This window comes from Rhodopirellula sp. UH5 (assembly GCF_056839225.1).
On record NZ_CM166390.1, the window covers coordinates 3,124,548 to 3,142,061 of the forward strand.

14 protein-coding genes are annotated in these 17,514 nt (G+C 58.0%); 1 reads left to right on the top strand and 13 read right to left on the bottom strand.

The annotated features are described in order from the left end of the window. Positions 1-114: 114 nt before the first annotated feature. Positions 115-903, bottom strand: a complete 789-nt coding sequence (locus tag UH5x_RS11135) for a lipoate--protein ligase family protein (RefSeq protein ID WP_482635698.1) — start codon at positions 901-903, stop codon at positions 115-117. Further along, complete coding sequence (locus tag UH5x_RS11140) at positions 884-4,510, bottom strand: ABC transporter permease (RefSeq protein ID WP_482635699.1); 3,627 nt, start codon at positions 4,508-4,510, stop codon at positions 884-886. The genes UH5x_RS11135 and UH5x_RS11140 overlap by 20 nt, the downstream gene beginning before the upstream one ends. Before the next feature lie 156 nt (positions 4,511-4,666). On the opposite strand from UH5x_RS11140, the gene UH5x_RS11145 reads away from it, so the two are divergent. After that, on the top strand, positions 4,667-6,631 hold the full coding sequence (locus tag UH5x_RS11145; protein ID WP_047815013.1) for a TolC family protein: 1,965 nt from the start codon (positions 4,667-4,669) through the stop codon (positions 6,629-6,631). 989 nt (positions 6,632-7,620) lie between these two features. Here the strand turns inward: UH5x_RS11145 and UH5x_RS11150 are convergent. The 11 genes from UH5x_RS11150 to aroF all read right to left on the bottom strand — a co-directional run bounded on the left by UH5x_RS11150 (position 7,621) and on the right by aroF (position 17,363). Next, positions 7,621-8,754, bottom strand: coding sequence for an IS110 family RNA-guided transposase (locus UH5x_RS11150; RefSeq protein ID WP_482634308.1), 1,134 nt, complete (start codon positions 8,752-8,754; stop codon positions 7,621-7,623). 402 nt (positions 8,755-9,156) lie between these two features. Further along, on the bottom strand, positions 9,157-9,936 hold the full coding sequence (locus UH5x_RS11155; RefSeq protein WP_482635700.1) for an SDR family NAD(P)-dependent oxidoreductase: 780 nt from the start codon (positions 9,934-9,936) through the stop codon (positions 9,157-9,159). Positions 9,937-10,005: 69 nt separating this feature from the next. After that, positions 10,006-10,365 (bottom strand): hypothetical protein, encoded by a 360-nt coding sequence (locus UH5x_RS11160; RefSeq protein WP_047815015.1) that lies wholly within the window; start codon positions 10,363-10,365, stop codon positions 10,006-10,008. A 7-nt stretch (positions 10,366-10,372) separates the two neighbouring features. Beyond that, a complete protein-coding gene (locus tag UH5x_RS11165) occupies positions 10,373-12,028 on the bottom strand; it encodes a putative manganese-dependent inorganic diphosphatase (RefSeq protein ID WP_047815016.1) in 1,656 nt (551 codons plus the stop codon). 377 nt (positions 12,029-12,405) lie between these two features. Further along, entirely contained in the window at positions 12,406-12,957 is a 552-nt protein-coding gene (locus UH5x_RS11170) for a phosphopantothenoylcysteine decarboxylase (RefSeq protein ID WP_482635701.1), read from the bottom strand. Beyond that, complete coding sequence (locus UH5x_RS11175; RefSeq protein ID WP_047815018.1) at positions 12,957-13,229, bottom strand: DNA-directed RNA polymerase subunit omega; 273 nt, start codon at positions 13,227-13,229, stop codon at positions 12,957-12,959. Before UH5x_RS11175 ends, UH5x_RS11170 begins: the two co-directional genes overlap by 1 nt. Positions 13,230-13,243: 14 nt before the next feature. Next, positions 13,244-13,843, bottom strand: a complete 600-nt coding sequence (gene gmk / locus UH5x_RS11180; protein WP_482635702.1) for a guanylate kinase — start codon at positions 13,841-13,843, stop codon at positions 13,244-13,246. A gap of 8 nt (positions 13,844-13,851) precedes the next feature. Beyond that, on the bottom strand, positions 13,852-14,814 hold the full coding sequence (locus tag UH5x_RS11185; protein ID WP_482635964.1) for a YicC/YloC family endoribonuclease: 963 nt from the start codon (positions 14,812-14,814) through the stop codon (positions 13,852-13,854). Positions 14,815-14,888: 74 nt separating this feature from the next. Beyond that, positions 14,889-15,482 (bottom strand): preprotein translocase subunit SecG, encoded by a 594-nt coding sequence (secG, locus tag UH5x_RS11190; protein WP_482635703.1) that lies wholly within the window; start codon positions 15,480-15,482, stop codon positions 14,889-14,891. Positions 15,483-15,534: 52 nt separating this feature from the next. Continuing rightward, on the bottom strand, positions 15,535-16,299 hold the full coding sequence (tpiA, locus tag UH5x_RS11195) for a triose-phosphate isomerase (protein WP_047815021.1): 765 nt from the start codon (positions 16,297-16,299) through the stop codon (positions 15,535-15,537). Then, positions 16,296-17,363 carry a 3-deoxy-7-phosphoheptulonate synthase gene (gene aroF, locus UH5x_RS11200; protein WP_047815022.1) on the bottom strand — a complete coding sequence of 356 codons (1,068 nt, stop codon included), beginning with the start codon at positions 17,361-17,363 and terminating at the stop codon, positions 16,296-16,298. Before aroF ends, tpiA begins: the two co-directional genes overlap by 4 nt. Positions 17,364-17,514 lie beyond the last annotated feature (151 nt).

A 17,514-nucleotide genomic window follows, 5' to 3' on the forward strand; every position in this document is an offset into this window, starting at 1 on the left:
AATGGCGACAAAAATTGTGCAGATCGTCTTGTAAAGATAACCAATTCGTACGCCCTGACAATGCCAACGACTGGCAATCTTGAACACTCTTTCCACGGCCGCGGCTCACGCCAATCAACGCCGAGTGTGCCAGTCAGACGTGCCATAACGCGTCCTTAACAATTCATCCGCGTGCTCTTCGATGGACTCCACCGCAGTCGCGCCGGGCATTTGCGAGGCACCAAATTGCACTGCCAAATCCGAAATCAAACGCGTCACATCGATCTCGATGTTGCCAATGAACTCCCGATGACGCCGTTGCTGACGGTACTCCGGTTGCCTCGGGGCAAAGTCCAAACAAGAGTCGATCAAATCAAGATCGGAACCGATCAAGATCGTCCCGTGATAGAGCAGGTGATGTCGGGCCACACGCAAACTGTTGCCGGAGAACTTTCGGTTTTCAAACGTCAAGTCGCAGATGCCTTTGCGTTCCGCTGCGGGCAGTTGACATTGAACCGCCGCGAGCAACCGCTGCATCACATGATCATGAGCCACATCGATCTTTCGGATCGATGTCTCATCCAGCAACCTCAGCACCACGCTGTACATCCAACATCCCGGACCGCCAACCACCGAGGCACCACCGGTGCAGCGACGCAACACTTCGATCCGCTGTTCCTCGCACCAGGCCCGGTTCACTTCTTCGTTGATCTTCGAACTTCGTCCCAGGACAACGGTCGGGCGGTCAAACTGCCACATCCGCAAGGACTCGGTGTCGATCACTGTGGCCTCGTCGTCCTCCACGATTTGGTCCGCCCACTGCAACATTGCTTCGTCACGTGCCAGTTGGCGGCGACCGAACTGGCACGGGGCCTGCTCCGAGGAATTTTCGCGGGGCTCGTCCTTAAAGTTCAACAACTGCATTTTCGGCTCGCAACGATTCGATCAACGGCAGCGTCAACACTTTCCAAACGGCCACCAAACCAGCCAACGTCCCAAACAACAAAATCGCCAGCAAGATCCCCAAGGGCTCCGCGATTGGCATTTTGGCCCCAGTCAGCCAAGCGTACGGCAACACCGCTAACATCGCCGTCACAGCCCCACACCCAATGCCGATCGCCAGCAAGAAGGTGTTCTCGCCAAGCACCAACGCCGCCAGTCGTTGCCGTGTGAACCCCACCGCACGCATCACAGCCAGTTCGCCACGGCGTTCCAAAACACTCCGCAATTGAGCGACCGCCAAACCAATCGTTCCCAGCAACAATCCCAACGCGCCCAAACTTTGGAACGTTCGCAGGTAAGTGTTCTGGACAGCCAGCAAACCAGCCAAGACTCGGTCCGCCCGCTGGACATCCATGCCGGCATCAACAAGCCGCGATTCCAACACCTCTGCGATCTCGTCCACCTCCTCGTCACGACTCGTCGGGTCGGCCGGTGTTCCAGCCGACGCATCAGCTCCCTCTTCCATCGCGAAGAGGAAGTACTGGTAACCCGTTGAACTAGGAAAGACGCTCTCAAACGCTCGCTCACCCACAATCAGTTTGCCTTGCAACACGGATCCCGCCAGCAGTCCCACCACACGAAAATGCACGTCGCCGCGTCCGTAATCGAAGGCCTTGACCTCACCGAGACCGCCACGCATCTGCAGGCTCCACATCGCGGTGTTCTGATCGATCACAACCGGCACGGGATCTTCCAACGTTCCTGTCGCCACAACGTTCAACAATTCCCAGGTCGCATCGGATGTCTCGCCCTGCCGACTCGCCCAACCAAACCCGTCCAGTGAATCGTCCTCGGATAACCCAAGGACGGTCGGCCGCATGGCTTGGTAAAGGTTGTTGCAACTCGCGTCGTCTCCCCCTTTGATCCGAAACGGAACCACACGCACGTCCTCGCGGCTGAACCGCTCAGCATCTCGGCCCAGCAATTCAGCACGCACATCGTCAGCACGCAAATCTTGATGAAGCGGTTGAGCCGTCTGCCCAATCAAATCAAATCCGCCAGTGCCTTCCCTCGTCGGCGACAAACGAAACACACTGATCGACAGAATCAGGAAGGCGGCCGTCGCAACCAATCCGATCGCGAGCGTGCTACGCAGAGGACTACGACGAGCGTTTGCCATCGCCAAGGAACTCAACGACCCACCCCCCAGCCCTGGAGTTCGCATCCCGTGGCCAGCGTCGCTTGCATCACCGCGTCGACGAAGCGATCGATGGACGCCAATCAAGATCGCCACCAACAACAACATCCCGGCGCCGACAAAACCGCCCGCCGCTTGCTGGCCGCCGCCCATCGCTCCCGCGATCGCGGCCACCATCGCCAAAACGGTCAAACCAATGGCAAACCACCTGGAACCGTTCCCGCCGCTTCGCTGGCTGGCCTTCGCATCGCCGCTCAACGCCTGCGACGAGTTCATCGTGCGTCCGCCAACCAAAGCCGCTGGATTCAATCGCAGCAGAAAACGCAGCGTCCATGCGGCGGTCAGCATGCACACCAACCATCCCAAGATGCCACCCAACGCGATCGACATCGGGGTCGCATGGAACTGCAAAAACGGCACCGTCACCGCTCCCACCCACCATGACTTCAGCGCCCACAAAACCGCCCACGCGTAAGCCACTCCGCCGGCGATTCCGATCAACGTTCCGATCGCAGCAGTCACGGCGGTTTCACCGAGCGCGAGCTTCATGACTCTTCGAGGTGTGAAGCCAACCGCCAGCAACGTGCCGAACTCACTGAGTCGCTGGAGGACGCCCAATCGCAACAGCAACGCGATCAACATCATCGCCGCCAAAATCACGAAGAAGGAAAGAGCCAAGAACAACCCATCAAACGGTGTCGTCCCCTTGGAGGCAGCCAACTGTTCCGCTCGGATCGATCGCGGGGTCCATCCCAGTTCGCCTTGCACGCTTCGTGTGGCGGCCAAGATCTTGGCGCGCAAGCCCGGCATGTCAGCGGCCAAACTCGCATCGATTCGCAATCCCGTCGTCTTCCCGAAGCGGCTGCCAAAAATGGTTTGCCCGGCACCCAATGGCAGGAACGCCTTGGGAGTCAGCCGTTGCTCGTTCCAATAAGCGTCGTCCTCACGCTCGATCTTTCGATCCAACTGAAACGGTAAATCCCAGTCGCCAATCGAATCTTGATCGGTCACGCCAGGCACATCCGGTGTCAACGCGAGATCGTTGTATGGAGTGATCGGCCCATCAAACACCGCTTCGCGATTCCGCCGGTAAGGCTTGCTGGGAATGGTCAGCGGAACGATCTCGGTCACCACCGCATCAAACGATCGTTCAATCTCGCGGCCATCCTCGACTTCTGGTTCATAAAAGAACACTCGCACCTGGTCACCGACCTTGGCACCCAATCGCTCCGCCGTCCAATCATTCAAAACAATGGGCGTCTCACCCGGGTCCGTCGCCAGTGGCTGCGGCAACGAATAATCCAGCGACAACGTGGGGCCATCGTCCAAAGCCGACAAGGTGCTGTACGGAACCGAGTGGGATTGTTCGTTGACGACGACCTCGCCGGTTGCCGGATCGACCTTTTCAATCGCATTGGCAAGGTAAGTCATCACCGGCGTGACCGTGCCCTCCGGCAAGGCATCCATCACCGCCTGGACCGCATCATCCTTCAGCAGCAGGTTCTCGCTGGTCAGGGACACGTAATCGATGATGGGTTCGCCACCGTCTTCCCCGCCGCGCTGAATGTGTTGCAGATTCCAACCCAACGTCTCCAGCGACCAACCAATTTCATCCGCCGAAATTTCACGGGTCAAGAAAATCGCGTTCGCTTGCCCATCCCGGTCCAAGACATCCGCGATGACCTCCCGAGATGCGAAGACCGTCTTGGGTGCCGCTTGATTGGGCGACAGTGAAAACCGCCCCAACCCAGTGTCTGGCACGATGGCGGCGACCTTCATGCGAGGCAAACCTTCGCTCTGAATTTCGCGACGCCCGAGTGGACTGTCCGCCGGCACCGCCCCTTCAACTGGCAACCGCAAGGTGACCTGATCACCCACTGCCACCTTCAGCTCTTCCGCGGCAGCTTGGTTCAAGACCACGCTTTGTTCGCCCGGCATCGCACCGGGCTTCATGCCGGTCACGTCCAAGTCCCAAAATGAATCCTCAATTCCCAAGACCTGAACACCACCAATCCGCCGTTGTCGATCCGAACCTTCGACATCTGCTTCCACACTGCCACCAGGAAACAAAATGACCGGCGTCGCAAACGAGTCCTTCTCCGTCGTGTCACCCGACACGTTCCCGTCCGCCTCAACGGGCTCACCTGCGAGGGACAACTCCGCGAGCGGAAAAAAGGCTCCAGGTGAGACGATCGATTCAATTTTCCCAAGCCGCTCCACGGTCAAGGATCTCAAACTGCCACGCATCGAGTCGCCGACCAACAAGGCTCCCGTGATCACCGCGGTCGCCGTCGCAACCCCCAACGCCACCGCGACCGTCACAGCTTGACGGTGACGAAGTGTCGACAGGATCAACGAGACCAAAGAAACGGATCGAGCGGGGGATGCCATTGGTTTCCGGGGGCGGGGGGTGTCAACGGTCGTGACGAATGAACACGCATCGCGGTCCAAAGTGCCTGGCGTGTTCGCCGGACGACGATAACACGACAGAGTTTGGTTTCGAGTGCGTCCCACAAGTTTGTAGGTTTCCCGACCGTCTGTCCACGCATGCCTTTGCAACGCCACCCGTCATCGCTGTGCGTCGACCATCGCTTTCGCGGTGGCTGGGCTGGCATGTTCGCGTTTTCCAGCGTGGCACTCGCACTGACAATCTCATCCCTGGGATGTCGCTCCAACCGCCCCACGCCTGATCAACGCCTCGCATCCGCAGCCCAACTGGGAACTCCCTCTGCCACCCAGGCGTCCCCCAGCACCAGTGACAAAGCCAGGAATGGCGTCTTCCAACCGTCCCCCACTCATCTCGGCGATCCCTTTGCCGGAAACCAGAACGCGCGGCGACCGATGCGATTGGGCTCCGCCGATCACACCCGCCTGGCAAGCGTCTCCAACCAATCCGCCACTGCATCGCGGACACCGGTCGAGGCAGCGTTCTCCAAGCAGACTTTGAATCCCACGAAGGCACCCGAGTTCTGGGACCTGACCGAAGCCGAGATGATTGCGTTGGCTTTGCAACACAGCGATGTCATCCGGTCGCTTGGCGTGCGAGTTCTCGAAGCACCGGCCTCGGTCACCACGGCGTACGACACCGCCATCCAAGCCTCCGACCCGATGTTCGGCCCACAAGCGGCTTTGGCAGAATTCGATAGCCAACTCAATGCCTCGCTGACCACCCAAAACAATGACCGCGTCTTCAACAACGCGACGTTGGGAGGGCAAGTCCAAGAACTGCTTCAGGACTACGCTCAATTCCAATCCGGCTGGACCAAGCGAACCACCTGGGGCACCCAGTGGGACCTGCAATCGATTCAGCAGTACGACAGCAACAACCGAGCGGGCAACTCGTTCCCAAGCTACTGGGAAACGCAACTGGAACTGGGAGTCCGGCAACCGTTGCTGCAAGGAGCTGGGCAAACCTTCAACCTGATCGCGGGCCCCAACGCACGACCGGGACTGAATTTCTCAAACGGGATTTGGATCGCCCAGATCAACACTCAAATCAGCCAAGCCGATTTTGAAATCCAATTGCGAGACTACTTTCTCGAACTCTACACCACGTACTGGCAGCTTCAGCGACTCTATCATTCGTACGCCAGCATTTGCCATGCTCGCGACATTTCGCACGAGATCTGGCAAACGGTTCTGTCAAAGCAACAGTCCGGACTGATGGGCGGCGAGGCTTACAAGGAAGCCCAAACCCGAGCCCAGTACTATCGCTACCAACGCGAAGCCGAGATTGCACTGGGCGGAAGCGCAGGCGACACAGGAATTCGCAACGCGGAACGAACACTCCGGCGGATGATCGGCCTGCCCATCGCGGATGGCAGATTGCTGAGACCAGCCGATGGATTCACGACCGCCCCATTTGAATTTGCAATCCAAGACAGCGTTGCCCGCGGGTTCCAGCACCGAACCGAACTCCGACGCCAACGCCTCCAAGTCCAGCAACAAAACCTCCGGCTCGTCGCGGCCAAGAACTTCTTGCTCCCACGATTGGACATGATCGGTCGCACCCGAATGCGAGGGTTTGGTGACGATCTGACCGGCGGAGGACCGCGATTCGCCAGCGCCGCAGACGACCTTTTTTCGTTGGACCACACGGAGTGGGAATTCGGTGTTGAGATGGGCGTGGCCCCTCAACGTCGGCAAGCGAAATCGGCCGTCCGAAACGCCACCCTGCAACTCCATCGCGAACGCTCCATCCTGGAGGAGCAACAGCACGCGGTGACCTATGAGATCCACGATGCGATTTCCAATAGCCAATCCAGTTTCGCTGCCCTGCAGAATTCACTCGCTCGCGTCCAAGCCGGCGAAGACCGCCTGGCATCCTCGCGAGCCCTCTATGACGCCGGAAAAATCCAACTGGAGTTCTTGATCGACGCGAGCGAAGAACTCCTGCAATCCCAACGGCAATTGCATGTTGACCAAACCAACTACAGCGTGTCTTTGGTCCAGATCAGCCGGGCGATGGGAACGCTGCTGACCGACGTCGGGGTTCATTCCTACCGCCGCTGAGCTCGGTCTCGGGGCTTCCGCGCCGAGCAAAGGAAGCCGCCCGATCCGGCGCAAAACTCCTCGCCAAACGATCCCCCGATTCGCGTCGACGCCGCCTAGAGTTTTCAACTTACAATTTTCAATTTCACTTTTTCAATCCTCCCCATCGCATCGCTCGCCACCTGTCGCCGCTCCGCGGCTTGTCGAGCGAGAGGGTGACATCCAAGACCTCGGGTTGAAAACCCGAGGCTGACAACTGTCACCGCTCCGCGGTTGTTCGATCATCACGCCCCACTCAACCAGTCGCGGAGCGACGGCAGCCGAAAGCCTTGGGTTTTCAACCCAAGGTCACACGCCCACGACATACAACTCCTCAGTCGCGGAGCGACGACAGTTGTTTGCCGCACTGTCGCCGAACGTCCCCCAGTGTTGAGCCCCCGTACGAAGGCCTTCCCAGCCCGTCGAAATGGAAACCCGACGCGTGAGCGAGGCCAATGCGGCATTCGCGGCGGCAGCCCCATCCGGAGCAAGACTCCTCGCCAAACGATCCCCCGATTTACGTCGCCGTCGACGCCGCCCAGATTTTACAACTTACAATTTACAATTTCACTTTTTCAATCCTCCCCATCGCATCGCGCGCCACCTGTCGCCGCTGCTATGTAGGTTTTTTCGTCAAGGGTGAATTTTGGATCTCGCTGGGAGATTCCGATCTGCATCGCAAGCTGCTATTCGATCGTGACAGGATTGCCGTCAGATCAGTAAACGAGTTCGCTTCGCAAAGCGGGTGATTCAAGTGAGAGCCGGATCATTCTCCGCGACGGGGAGGACCCAGCGACGATTCGATCGCGACTCTCGAAGGACTCTTGGCCAATGCGGGAATCTCTTCAAAAGACTTCAAGCATCAACCCTGTGACGAAAATTCCTCTCCTAGCAGGTGACGGTTCGGTTGTTGGATGTGGTTCAACTTCAATTGCGGATTCAGTGGCATCGCACGGTGGTCGTTCTCTCTTCTAGGCAGCTTGCATCCTCGAAGCCTCTTGAAGATCAACTGGGCCGCTCCGCCCGAGTAGTTCGCTCGACACACCGCACTCCAAGGCACGATGCCACATCACCACCCCGAGCTTCCGCATCATCGCCACGAGTGCTTTCTTGGTTCGTTTGCTTTGGCCCTGTTTGATGCGATGGTAGTCCTTCGCCGCTGACTCACTCCGCGAGATCGATACCCAAGCCGCTTGACAGAGCAATTTGCGAAGTCTGGCAGGCCCCTGACGCGTGATTCGGCCTTTGCGATTGTCACTCTCACCACTTTCATGACTCGAAGGAACCAGCCCCAAATACGCACCAACTTGCCGGCGATTGCTGAACCGCGTCAGGTCACCCATCTCGGTCAGGAACGTCATCGCCGTCAACAGCCCAACACCAGGAATCTCACGCAGCTTTTTATGAGCAGCGGCGTAACGCGATTCGCCCGATAGTTTTCGCAACGCGCTGTCGAGCTTGGTCTGTTCCTGACGGAAGGCTTCGTAACGATCCGCTAGTCGCTCGAACGTCGCGGCGACGACCGAATCCATCTGAGCGATCACGTCTTCTCGCAGCCAGCGAACGAATCGCTTGGTCCAGTGTGTTTGATACCACGACGGCTTGGTGATGCCGCGTCGTTTCAGCCCCGAGAGGATTTTCAGTTTGACGCGAGTCAGCTCGTCGCCGACGTCGATCCGAGCCCGGACGAGCTCCCGGTCATCACGAAGTCGCTGGGGTGGTGTCCAGACGACCGGCAGCGAATTACCGGCTAAAACGTGACCACGGACTTGTTCCAATAGCATTTGAGCGTCCTTGGCATCCGTCTTGAGCTTGGCGGACTTCGGGGTGGTGGGCAACAGTGATGGCGAAAGGACGTAGCATTCGATGCCCGCTTCGTGCAGTTCGTCGGAGAGCCCGAACCCGAGCCCGGAGGCTTCGTATGCAAAGACAATCCGCTGGCACCGCTCTTTGTCAGCGAGCCGTTTGATCCGCGCGATCATGTTTCGGCGTCCCGATGGATTGTTTTCGTGGGCAAGTTGCTGGGGCACTTGCGTGCCGACGGCGTAGCGAAGGAGCATGCTGCGGTCGTGAAGGTCGCAGCCAATCATGATAGACTTGGACATGGATTTGGTACCTCGTTGTGGATTGTTTCAAAAGCTATTAAACGTCCCAACGAGTGTGCCAAATCTTTTCCACTCTGACCTGCCCCCTACATAGTTTCTCCGCGGCTTGTCGAGCGAGAGGGTGACATCCAAGACCTCGGGTTGAAAACCCGAGGCTGACAACTGTCACCGCTCCGCGGTTGTTCGATCATCACGCCCCACTCAACCAGTCGCGGAGCGACGGCAGCCGAAAGCCTTGGGTTTTCAACCCAAGGTCACACGCCCACGACATACAACTCCTCAGTCGCGGAGCGACGACAGTTGTTTGCCGCACTGTCGCCGAACATCCCCCCGGGGTTGAGCCCCCGTACGAAGGCCTCCAAGCCAACACCAAATGCCTTGCGCACGCGGCGGGTTTCCAAGTCAGCGTGCCGTCCAGCCGCCATCGACCGTCAGCATGCTGCCGGTCATGTAACTCGACGCGTCGCTGGCGAGGAAAATTGCCGCCCCTTGGATTTCTTGCAATTCTCCCCAACGTTCCAGTGCCGTCGCCCCCACGATGAATCGCTTGGCCTCTTCCGACTCAGCGATGGGAACATTCATCGGCGTCAGAAACGGTCCGGGACAAATCGCATTGACCGTCACGTTGTGAGGCGCCAACTCCAAACCCAACGCACGCGTCATTTGCACCACCGCACCTTTGCTGGATGCATAGGGCGTCCGATTGGCCAAGCCCACCAATCCGAGTGTGCTGGCCAGGTTGATGATCCGCCCGGCACCAGCCTTCTTCATCACCTGACTGGCGTGCTTGCAGCACAACCACATGCCGTCGACGTTCGTTGCCTGAACCTGCCGAAACTGTTCAAGCGTCAGCTCATCAATGGACCCCCGCACATTGATCCCAGCGCTGTTGATCAACACATCCAACCTGGAAAACTGGTCGACGCATCGCCGCACCATCTCGGCAACATCGCTTTCGACGGTCACATCCGCTCCGATGCCGATCGCCTCCACCGGGTATTCCTCCGCGATCCTCTGAGCCGCCTCGGACGCTTCCTGCTCATTGCGACTGACCAAACAGACGTTCGCTCCAGCCGATGCGAGCCCCGCCGCCATCGCTTCGCCCAGGCCCTTGGAACCTCCCGTGACGAGCGCGGACCGACCGGACAAATCAAAGAGCTTCACACCGGGCCATCGAGCCATCTTCAGCCTCGCAACAAAGGAAAGGGGAACTTGGGCTGGAACATCACGCCAACGATCGCATCCGCCAATTCACGCGATCGCAATGCGACCACCAATGTACCCAGCAAACAAACTGATCAGAGAATAGAAACCCGCCAGACCGATGATGAGCCCCACCGGTGTGTCCCATCCCGAGCCTTGGAGAGACGCCCCGACCTCAAATGAGGTGACCACCATGCCTGTGAAAACCGACGCGAGGAAGCACCAAAACATCGTCGACAGAAGCCCGAGGACCATGCCTTCGAGGGTTCCTGATGCGGCCCTGCCGGCCAACGGCCCGATGGTCGCCGGGCAGAGTGCCACCCAAAACACCATGTGAAATCGGACCAATGCGAAAACAATCGCAGCCCAAGTCAACGCCAAGATCAAATGAACGATGCGGAACTGCATGTTGGATTCACGTGGGCTCGGGAGAATGCTCCAGCAGACTGCTGATCAGAGGCAACAACTGTTTTTTGCGACTGACGACGTTGTCCAATTTATACAACCGATCCTCGAGCTGAGGGTAATTGATCTCCTCCCAACCCTCGGGCTCGCTGCTCATCAGCAACAAACTCCCGTTGCTCGAGATATCCGTCACCAACAATGCCGAAAACTCCAGGCCCTCCTCTTCAGAAAGGCGGACCAACGCCTGACTCAATTCTGCCTGCCGTTCCCAGAACAGATCCAAACCAATTTCTTCAATTTGCGAAATCGAGAATCGACGCCCGTTCTCTTCGAATTGCTTGCAATCTTCACGAACCACTTTGTCCGGTGTGCAAGACCGAAGCGCGGAACCAATTTCGAAGAACTCATTGGCGTAGTCAGCCAATTCCACCGTGCAGAATTCCTGCAACCAAGTCAACAAATCGCGATCGACATCGGTGGTGGTCGGCGACCGCAAATACAACGTGTCGCTGATGATCCCCGAAGCCATGCACAGCGCCATCCCGGGTTCCGGCTTCAAACCTTCCTGCCGGAACATGCGTGCCACCAAGGTGCACGTCGATCCCACCGGATCCATGATGAACCGGATCGGCCCAGTGGACTTCAACGAACCTCCCAGACGGTGATGGTCCAGCACTTCAACGATGTCAGAATCTTCCGCTCCCTCGACCGCCTGCCCAATTTCGTTGTGATCCACCAACACCAACTGCGGCCGGGGCGGATGAACCATGTCGGATTTGCTCAGCACCCCAATCAGTTTCTGATTGTCGACCACCGGAAAGACCGTTTGTGCCGAGCGGTAAATTTGCTGCTTGGCCGCGGCAACCGGCAGCTTGGCCGAAAGCGCCAGGAAATCTCGCGTGATGACCTCTTTAATCAACTGAGCGGCTTTGATCCGCATCGTCGTCGTGGCTGTGTCAAAGGGACTGTTGATGACCGTCACGCCCCGACCGCGAGCAAGCTCCATCAACCCGCTGGACAACTGATAACCGCCGGTCACCACCAACCCACGCACTCCCATTTCGAGCGCTGGCAACTGAATCGTCGGACGGTCACCACTGACCACCAACAACCGATCCGAAGGAAACTGCTTCATCCGCTCACAGAATCCGCCAGCACTCATCGCCCCCACGGTCAGGATCATGTCCTCGTTGAGGCCGGAATCCACGGAGTGCTGGTACGATCCGCCCAACACCGAAACCACTTTGTCGAGGTTCGTGTGAACTTCGCGCGAACGGTAGGGGTCCACGCCGCCCTGAAAAACCAGTTCCAACAGATCCAACAACGTGACCAATCCGATCAATTGATCGTTGTCGTCCAACACTGGAATGGCCCGCAGTTCATGCTCGTCCATTCGTTCGTAGACTTCGTAAAACACATCCGAGGTGCGTGCCACCACGACGTCTCGATTGCAGATGTCCTCCAACTCCGGCCGGACATCCATGATGATTTTGGGAGCCGCCAGCTTCGCTTTTCGCAACGCGAATTCGGTCCGTTGATTGGGCGGACCGCAGCATGCCGCGACGGCATCGGGGCGAGTCGTTCGGCGGAGAAAATCAGCGTAGGCCAAAGCACTGCAGATCGCATCCGTGTCAGGATTGCGGTGACCAAAAACGTGGACCGTCATGAAAGCTATTCAATAACTCGATGGTGAAACGCGAGACGCAGTGCAACTCGCCTGGGCAATCCCAAGCCAGATACAATCATTGAACCGTTCGAACGCCGGAAACTCCAGGCTCACTTGCGATCCGTGGCGATCGTTTCGCGAAAATGGTTGCTGCTTCCGGGAGGATTCAGCCGTATAGAAAAGATCGGTTCTCGAGGAAACGACCATTCAATCCTAGTCGGTATCCTCCACCAGAATTGTGCCAAAGATCTGGTTTGCCATGTCATTCCCAAAAGTCTCTGCAACCGATTTCATGGGTGACGGATTGTCGCACGAATCGAAAGAGCACGATTTCGGGATCACAGACCTGGGTTCTCGAAGAACACGGTTCACCGATTTCAGCAGTGATCTTTCAGCACCGACTCCAATGCCAGCAACAGATCAACCGGTTCGCTCATTCGACCGGTGCCTTTGACACGGCAACTCAGCCAACCGTCTTCCGGCCCGACCAAATGACAACCATCCTCGCGAAGCGTCTGCACGTTCCGCTGAACGGCGCGGTGGTTCCACATCGGATCGCTCATCGCGGGTGCCAACAACACTGGGCTGGTGTTTTGGAGATACAGAGTGCTGATCAGATCAGACGCCATCCCGTGGGCAAACTGAGCCAAGAGATTCGCTGTCGCCGGCGCCACAATCATCGCATCGATTTCCCGTGTCAGCTCAATGTGGCTGCCCAGCGGGAAACGGGGGTCGAACACATCGTGAACGACCGGGCGACCAGAGAGCGCCGCCAAAGTGGCGTCGCCGATGAATTCGGTGGCCGCCCGCGAGGTGACGACCTGAACCTGATAACCGGCCTGAGCCAATTTGCTGCACAGGTCGGCCGCTTTGTACGCAGCGATTCCGCCTCCGATTGTTAACAGAATCCGCTGCGCCGTAGGTTCCATTACAAGTCCGACGGATCCAGCTCAGGGGCTTCGCTGGCAGCCACGATGGCATCGAGATCGCCGACCGTTTCGATTTCGTTTTCCATGTTCAGGAAAATTTTGTCCTGCACGATTTCTTGCAGCACAATCGACATTTTGTCGTGTGTGTCCACGCTGACCAACGCACGGCTGCCCTGGTTGAGCTGGACGAGTCGTTTTTGGATCAGGGTGCTGAGTTTGAAACGGCCACCGATCTTGTTGACGATTTCTTCTTCTTTCAGTTCTTCGAGCACGGCGTCGTTTTCCTTTAATCCAGTAAGATCTGGCAAATTTCGGTGACAGCATTGTCAACCGATTCATTGATGATTTCGTATTGATAGCGGCTCATGCATTGCATCTCAGCCGCAGCAGTTTCCAGTCGAGCAATCAAGGCAGATTCTGATTCAGTGCCACGATTTCGCAACCGTCGTTCCAACTCTTCCATGCTGCCAGGATGCACAAAGATCGTCACGGGGCGATAATGCGGATCATCCAGGACCGCCATCGCACCTTGCACATCGATCTCTAAAATTACCCATTTCCCGGCATTCAGGCCAGTGGCAACTTGATCTTTCAGGGTTCCGTACCACTGTCCCAGGCTGAAAACCTGCTTGCATTCCACAAAGTCGTCCGTTTTTCGACGACGCTCGAATTCTTCGTGGGACAGAAAAAAGTAGTCCCTGCCGTGAATTTCTCCCGGACGCGGTTGGCGAGTGGTCGCGGAAACACTGAGTTGCAACGGCACGTCGCAGCGTTTCATCAATTGCTTCACAACCGTCGATTTTCCCGCGCCACTGGGACCTGAAACGATGACCAATCTCCCTGGATGGGTGGTTTCGTCGGCGTGTTGGTTGGATGGATCGTTCATTCCGACGGCTACTCCAGATTCTGCACGAGTTCACGCATGCGTTCGATCGCGCATTTGATCTCCACCACATGCTCGGCGATTTCCGCGTCCCCGGCCTTGCTGCCAATGGTGTTGGTTTCGCGATTGAGTTCTTGAATGATGAAATCAAGCTTCCTGCCAACAGCTTCCCCGCGACTGGCCGAATCACTGGGCGTCGCGTCGGCCGCCCCTGAATCGGAGTCGCCGACCAGAACGCCTCGCATCAGCCCCAAGTGGCTGCCCAACCGGGTCAGCTCCTCGCTGATGTCCGAGCGATCTGCAAACAACTGGACTTCGCGAATCAAATCCACCGGATCGCCCACCGACAAGCCGTTCTCCGCCAACGCCTTTTCAATGCGTTCGCGAAGCCGCTCTTGGTAACGAGCGACGACCTGGGGACTGCGTTTGGCAATTTCCTCGCAGCGCGTCTGGATCAGCGTCATGTCTTGCTCGATCGATTCGGCCATCGCAATGGCCTCGTCGGATCGCATCTGCTTGAACCGATCCAACGCCGATTCGACGCTTTCCTGAATCAACACCCACTTGGCGAGCGAAGCCTCGGCATCTTCTGAACGCCCCTGCGAAGCGGAGGAAGGCGATTCCAACACACCTGGCATCTGCATCAGCTGCGCCAAATCGATGTTCGTGGACGTCACCGCAGCGCCCATTGCCAACGAATCCGCCACTTGGGCCAATTGTTCCGCGTAGGACCGCACCGCCTCTGCGTTGATGCGAGGCAAATCGGCCCCGGGCGGGGGCGTGAAGCGAACCTGCACGGTCACGCTGCCGCGATGCAAGTGCTGTCGCACCAACGATTCGATCTTCGGTTCGAACTCCGACACCGAATCACTGGTGCGGAGAATGATTTTCAGGCCGCGATTGTTGACCGAACGGATCTCGGTGACGACGGAACCAGTGGAACCCGACGTTTCACCTCGACCTTGGCCAGTCATGCTGCGCAGCGACGGGTACGGCGACCCGCCCTGCGGTGAAGAGAGATTTGCCTGCGTGCTGAGGGACGCCTGCGTCACGGAGCTTCCTCGTCCGAGGTGGTTTCGGCTTCGGTCGACTCAGCTTCTTCGACAGCCGCATCGGCCTCTGCAGCAGCTTCCTCAACCGCCTCGGTTTCAACAGCGGCTTCGATTTCGGCCACTTCGGCATCGCCCGAGGACAAACTTCCGATCGAACCGACTCCCGACGCGACCTCTCCATCGTCGCCGGTTGGCACAACCAATCCGCTGGTGATGTCTTCAACATCGTCGCCAGGACCGGACTGGATTTGCGAGTCATTGGTGTCAGCAACCGCTGGGGCGTGAGCTCCCAGTTGGTACATCGCAAACGCGCAAACCAGGGCCCAAACCGCGGCGGTGCCCACGGTGATGACGGTGAACGTGTCACCGGCCTTGCTGCCGAATGCCGACTGACCGCCGGGACCTCCCAGGGCTCCGGTCAATCCGCCGCCTTTGCCGCGTTGGATCAAGATCAACAAGATCAAAAACACCGACAAAAACGCCATCAACCAGCCCAACACGACGCTCATGAACGAGGCCAAGGGCAGGGTGGGGACGAGTTGATTGACCAACGAGGTGTGTTGGAGCAAAGAATCGAAAGCGACACTCACGGCGAACAGTCCGTTGAAATGGATAGGTTGAGGGAACGAAAACGAGGTCGGATCAGGCGGATGGAGCCGCTTTGATGATTCCAGCGAAATCATCCACTTTCAAGCTCGCACCACCGACAAGAGCCCCGTCGATGTTGGGTTGGGACAACAATTCTTCCGCGTTGCCCGGTTTCACACTGCCACCGTACTGAATTCGGATTTGTTCGGCGACTTCGGTCGAGAACATTTTTCCCAAAAGTCCCCGAATGAAGGCGTGAACGGCCTCCGCTTGCTCTTTGCTGGCCGTTTTGCCGGTGCCGATTGCCCAAACAGGCTCGTAAGCGACGACGATGCTGGCAGCACGTGCCTCGTCCAAGCCTTCCAGCGAGCCGCGAATTTGCGTTTCGATGACCGATTCGGTGTCATCCGCTTCGCGTTGTTCCAGCGTTTCGCCCACACACACGATCGGAACCAAGTTGCCAGCCAACGCGGCGTGCAGCTTTTTCGCGACACAAGCGTCGGTTTCGCCCATCAGTTGGCGACGCTCGCTGTGACCCAAGATCACAAATCGGCAACCGACGTCGGTCAGCATCGACGCGTTGACTTCGCCCGTGAAGGCACCGTCTTCGGCGGCGTACAGGTTCTGAGCGCCCAGTTCGACAGGAGTCCCAGCGACGGCATCCGCCACACTGCTCAGGTACAGCGACGGGGGGCACAAAACGACTTCCACTGCGGGCGACTTGCCAACCGCGTCGACAATGCCTTTGGCAAGCGACGCGCCAGACTCGGCACGCATGTTCATTTTCCAGTTACCAGCGATCAGGATGCGACGACTCACGCGAGGGCCTCAGTTGGCGGGGTGTTGTTAGTGGTTGAATTCGGAAGGGGCGAAATCGTTTTGCCGAGCAGCTCAGCCATCGCGGCCATCTTCTCGACGATCTCGTTGTATTGTTCAGGCAACAAGGCTTGCGCCCCATCGCTCTTGGCTTCTTCGGGACAGTCATGGACTTCGATGTGCACGCCATCGGCACCCGCGGCCAATCCCGCCAAAGCACACGGCGGAATCAAATCAGGCCGGCCCGTCGCGTGCGACGGATCGACAATGATCGGCAGGTGCGTCAGACCTTGGACGACCGGCACGGCAGCGACGTCATACAGGTTGCGAGTGGAGGGATCAAAGCTCTTGATCCCACGTTCGCAAAGCACCACGTTCGGGTTGCCCTGCGACAGCACGTACTCAGCGCTCATCAACAGGTCTTGGATCGTGGCGGCCATCCCACGTTTGAGCAACACGGGGCGTTCGGATTTGCCCACCTCGGTCAGCAACACAAAGTTCTGCATGTTGCGGGCACCGACTTGCAGCATGTCCGAGTACTCCGCCACCAACTCCACGTTTCGTGGGTCCGTGATCTCGGTCACGACCGGCACGCCAAACGCGTCGCCCACTTCCCGCAAGATTTTCAGGCCGGCCTCGCCCAAGCCTTGAAACGCGTAGGGGCTGGTCCGTGGCTTGTAAGCTCCCCCGCGAAACAGGTTGGCACCTGATTTCACGACACTCTCGCCAATCCGCATCATCCGGTCGCGATCTTCGACGCTGCAGGGCCCAGCGATCATGGCCAGGTTGCCTCCACCGATCTTCACTCCCGACACGTCAATGACGCTGGATTCAGGATGAGCTTCTCGGGAGGCCAATTTGTAAGGTGGCAAAACGGGAATGACTTGGTGCACGCCGGGGATGGATTGGAGCTGTTGTTCCGTGGTCAGACTCTCGTCACCGATCATGCCGATGATCGTGCGAAACGTCCCGCGGCTGAGGTGCGTCTGGAACCCCATCGACTCGACCTTTTGGATCACATGGTCGATCTGATCGTCGGTCGCGCCGTTTTTCAGAATCAATATCACGACAGAATCCGCGAAATGGCCGGTGGGTGGGGAAGCAGGCTGCTAAAAGAGACCGCACACCATAGCAGTCGAACCGCTAAATCGTCGAGAGGAGCTGTTTTCAGGGTTGAGGGGCCTGGGGAACACGGCAGTGGCGAAGATTGAAAAAGTT

Coding starts and splice junctions, on each gene's coding strand:
- UH5x_RS11135 (WP_482635698.1), bottom strand. CDS start 903: ATGCAGTTGTTGAACTTTAAGGACGAGCCCCGCGAAAATTCCTCGGAG.
- UH5x_RS11140 (WP_482635699.1), bottom strand. CDS start 4,510: ATGGCATCCCCCGCTCGATCCGTTTCTTTGGTCTCGTTGATCCTGTCG.
- UH5x_RS11145 (WP_047815013.1), top strand. CDS start 4,667: ATGCCTTTGCAACGCCACCCGTCATCGCTGTGCGTCGACCATCGCTTT.
- UH5x_RS11150 (WP_482634308.1), bottom strand. CDS start 8,754: ATGTCCAAGTCTATCATGATTGGCTGCGACCTTCACGACCGCAGCATG.
- UH5x_RS11155 (WP_482635700.1), bottom strand. CDS start 9,936: ATGGCTCGATGGCCCGGTGTGAAGCTCTTTGATTTGTCCGGTCGGTCC.
- UH5x_RS11160 (WP_047815015.1), bottom strand. CDS start 10,365: ATGCAGTTCCGCATCGTTCATTTGATCTTGGCGTTGACTTGGGCTGCG.
- UH5x_RS11165 (WP_047815016.1), bottom strand. CDS start 12,028: ATGACGGTCCACGTTTTTGGTCACCGCAATCCTGACACGGATGCGATC.
- UH5x_RS11170 (WP_482635701.1), bottom strand. CDS start 12,957: ATGGAACCTACGGCGCAGCGGATTCTGTTAACAATCGGAGGCGGAATC.
- gmk (WP_482635702.1), bottom strand. CDS start 13,843: ATGAACGATCCATCCAACCAACACGCCGACGAAACCACCCATCCAGGG.
- UH5x_RS11185 (WP_482635964.1), bottom strand. CDS start 14,814: ATGACTGGCCAAGGTCGAGGTGAAACGTCGGGTTCCACTGGTTCCGTC.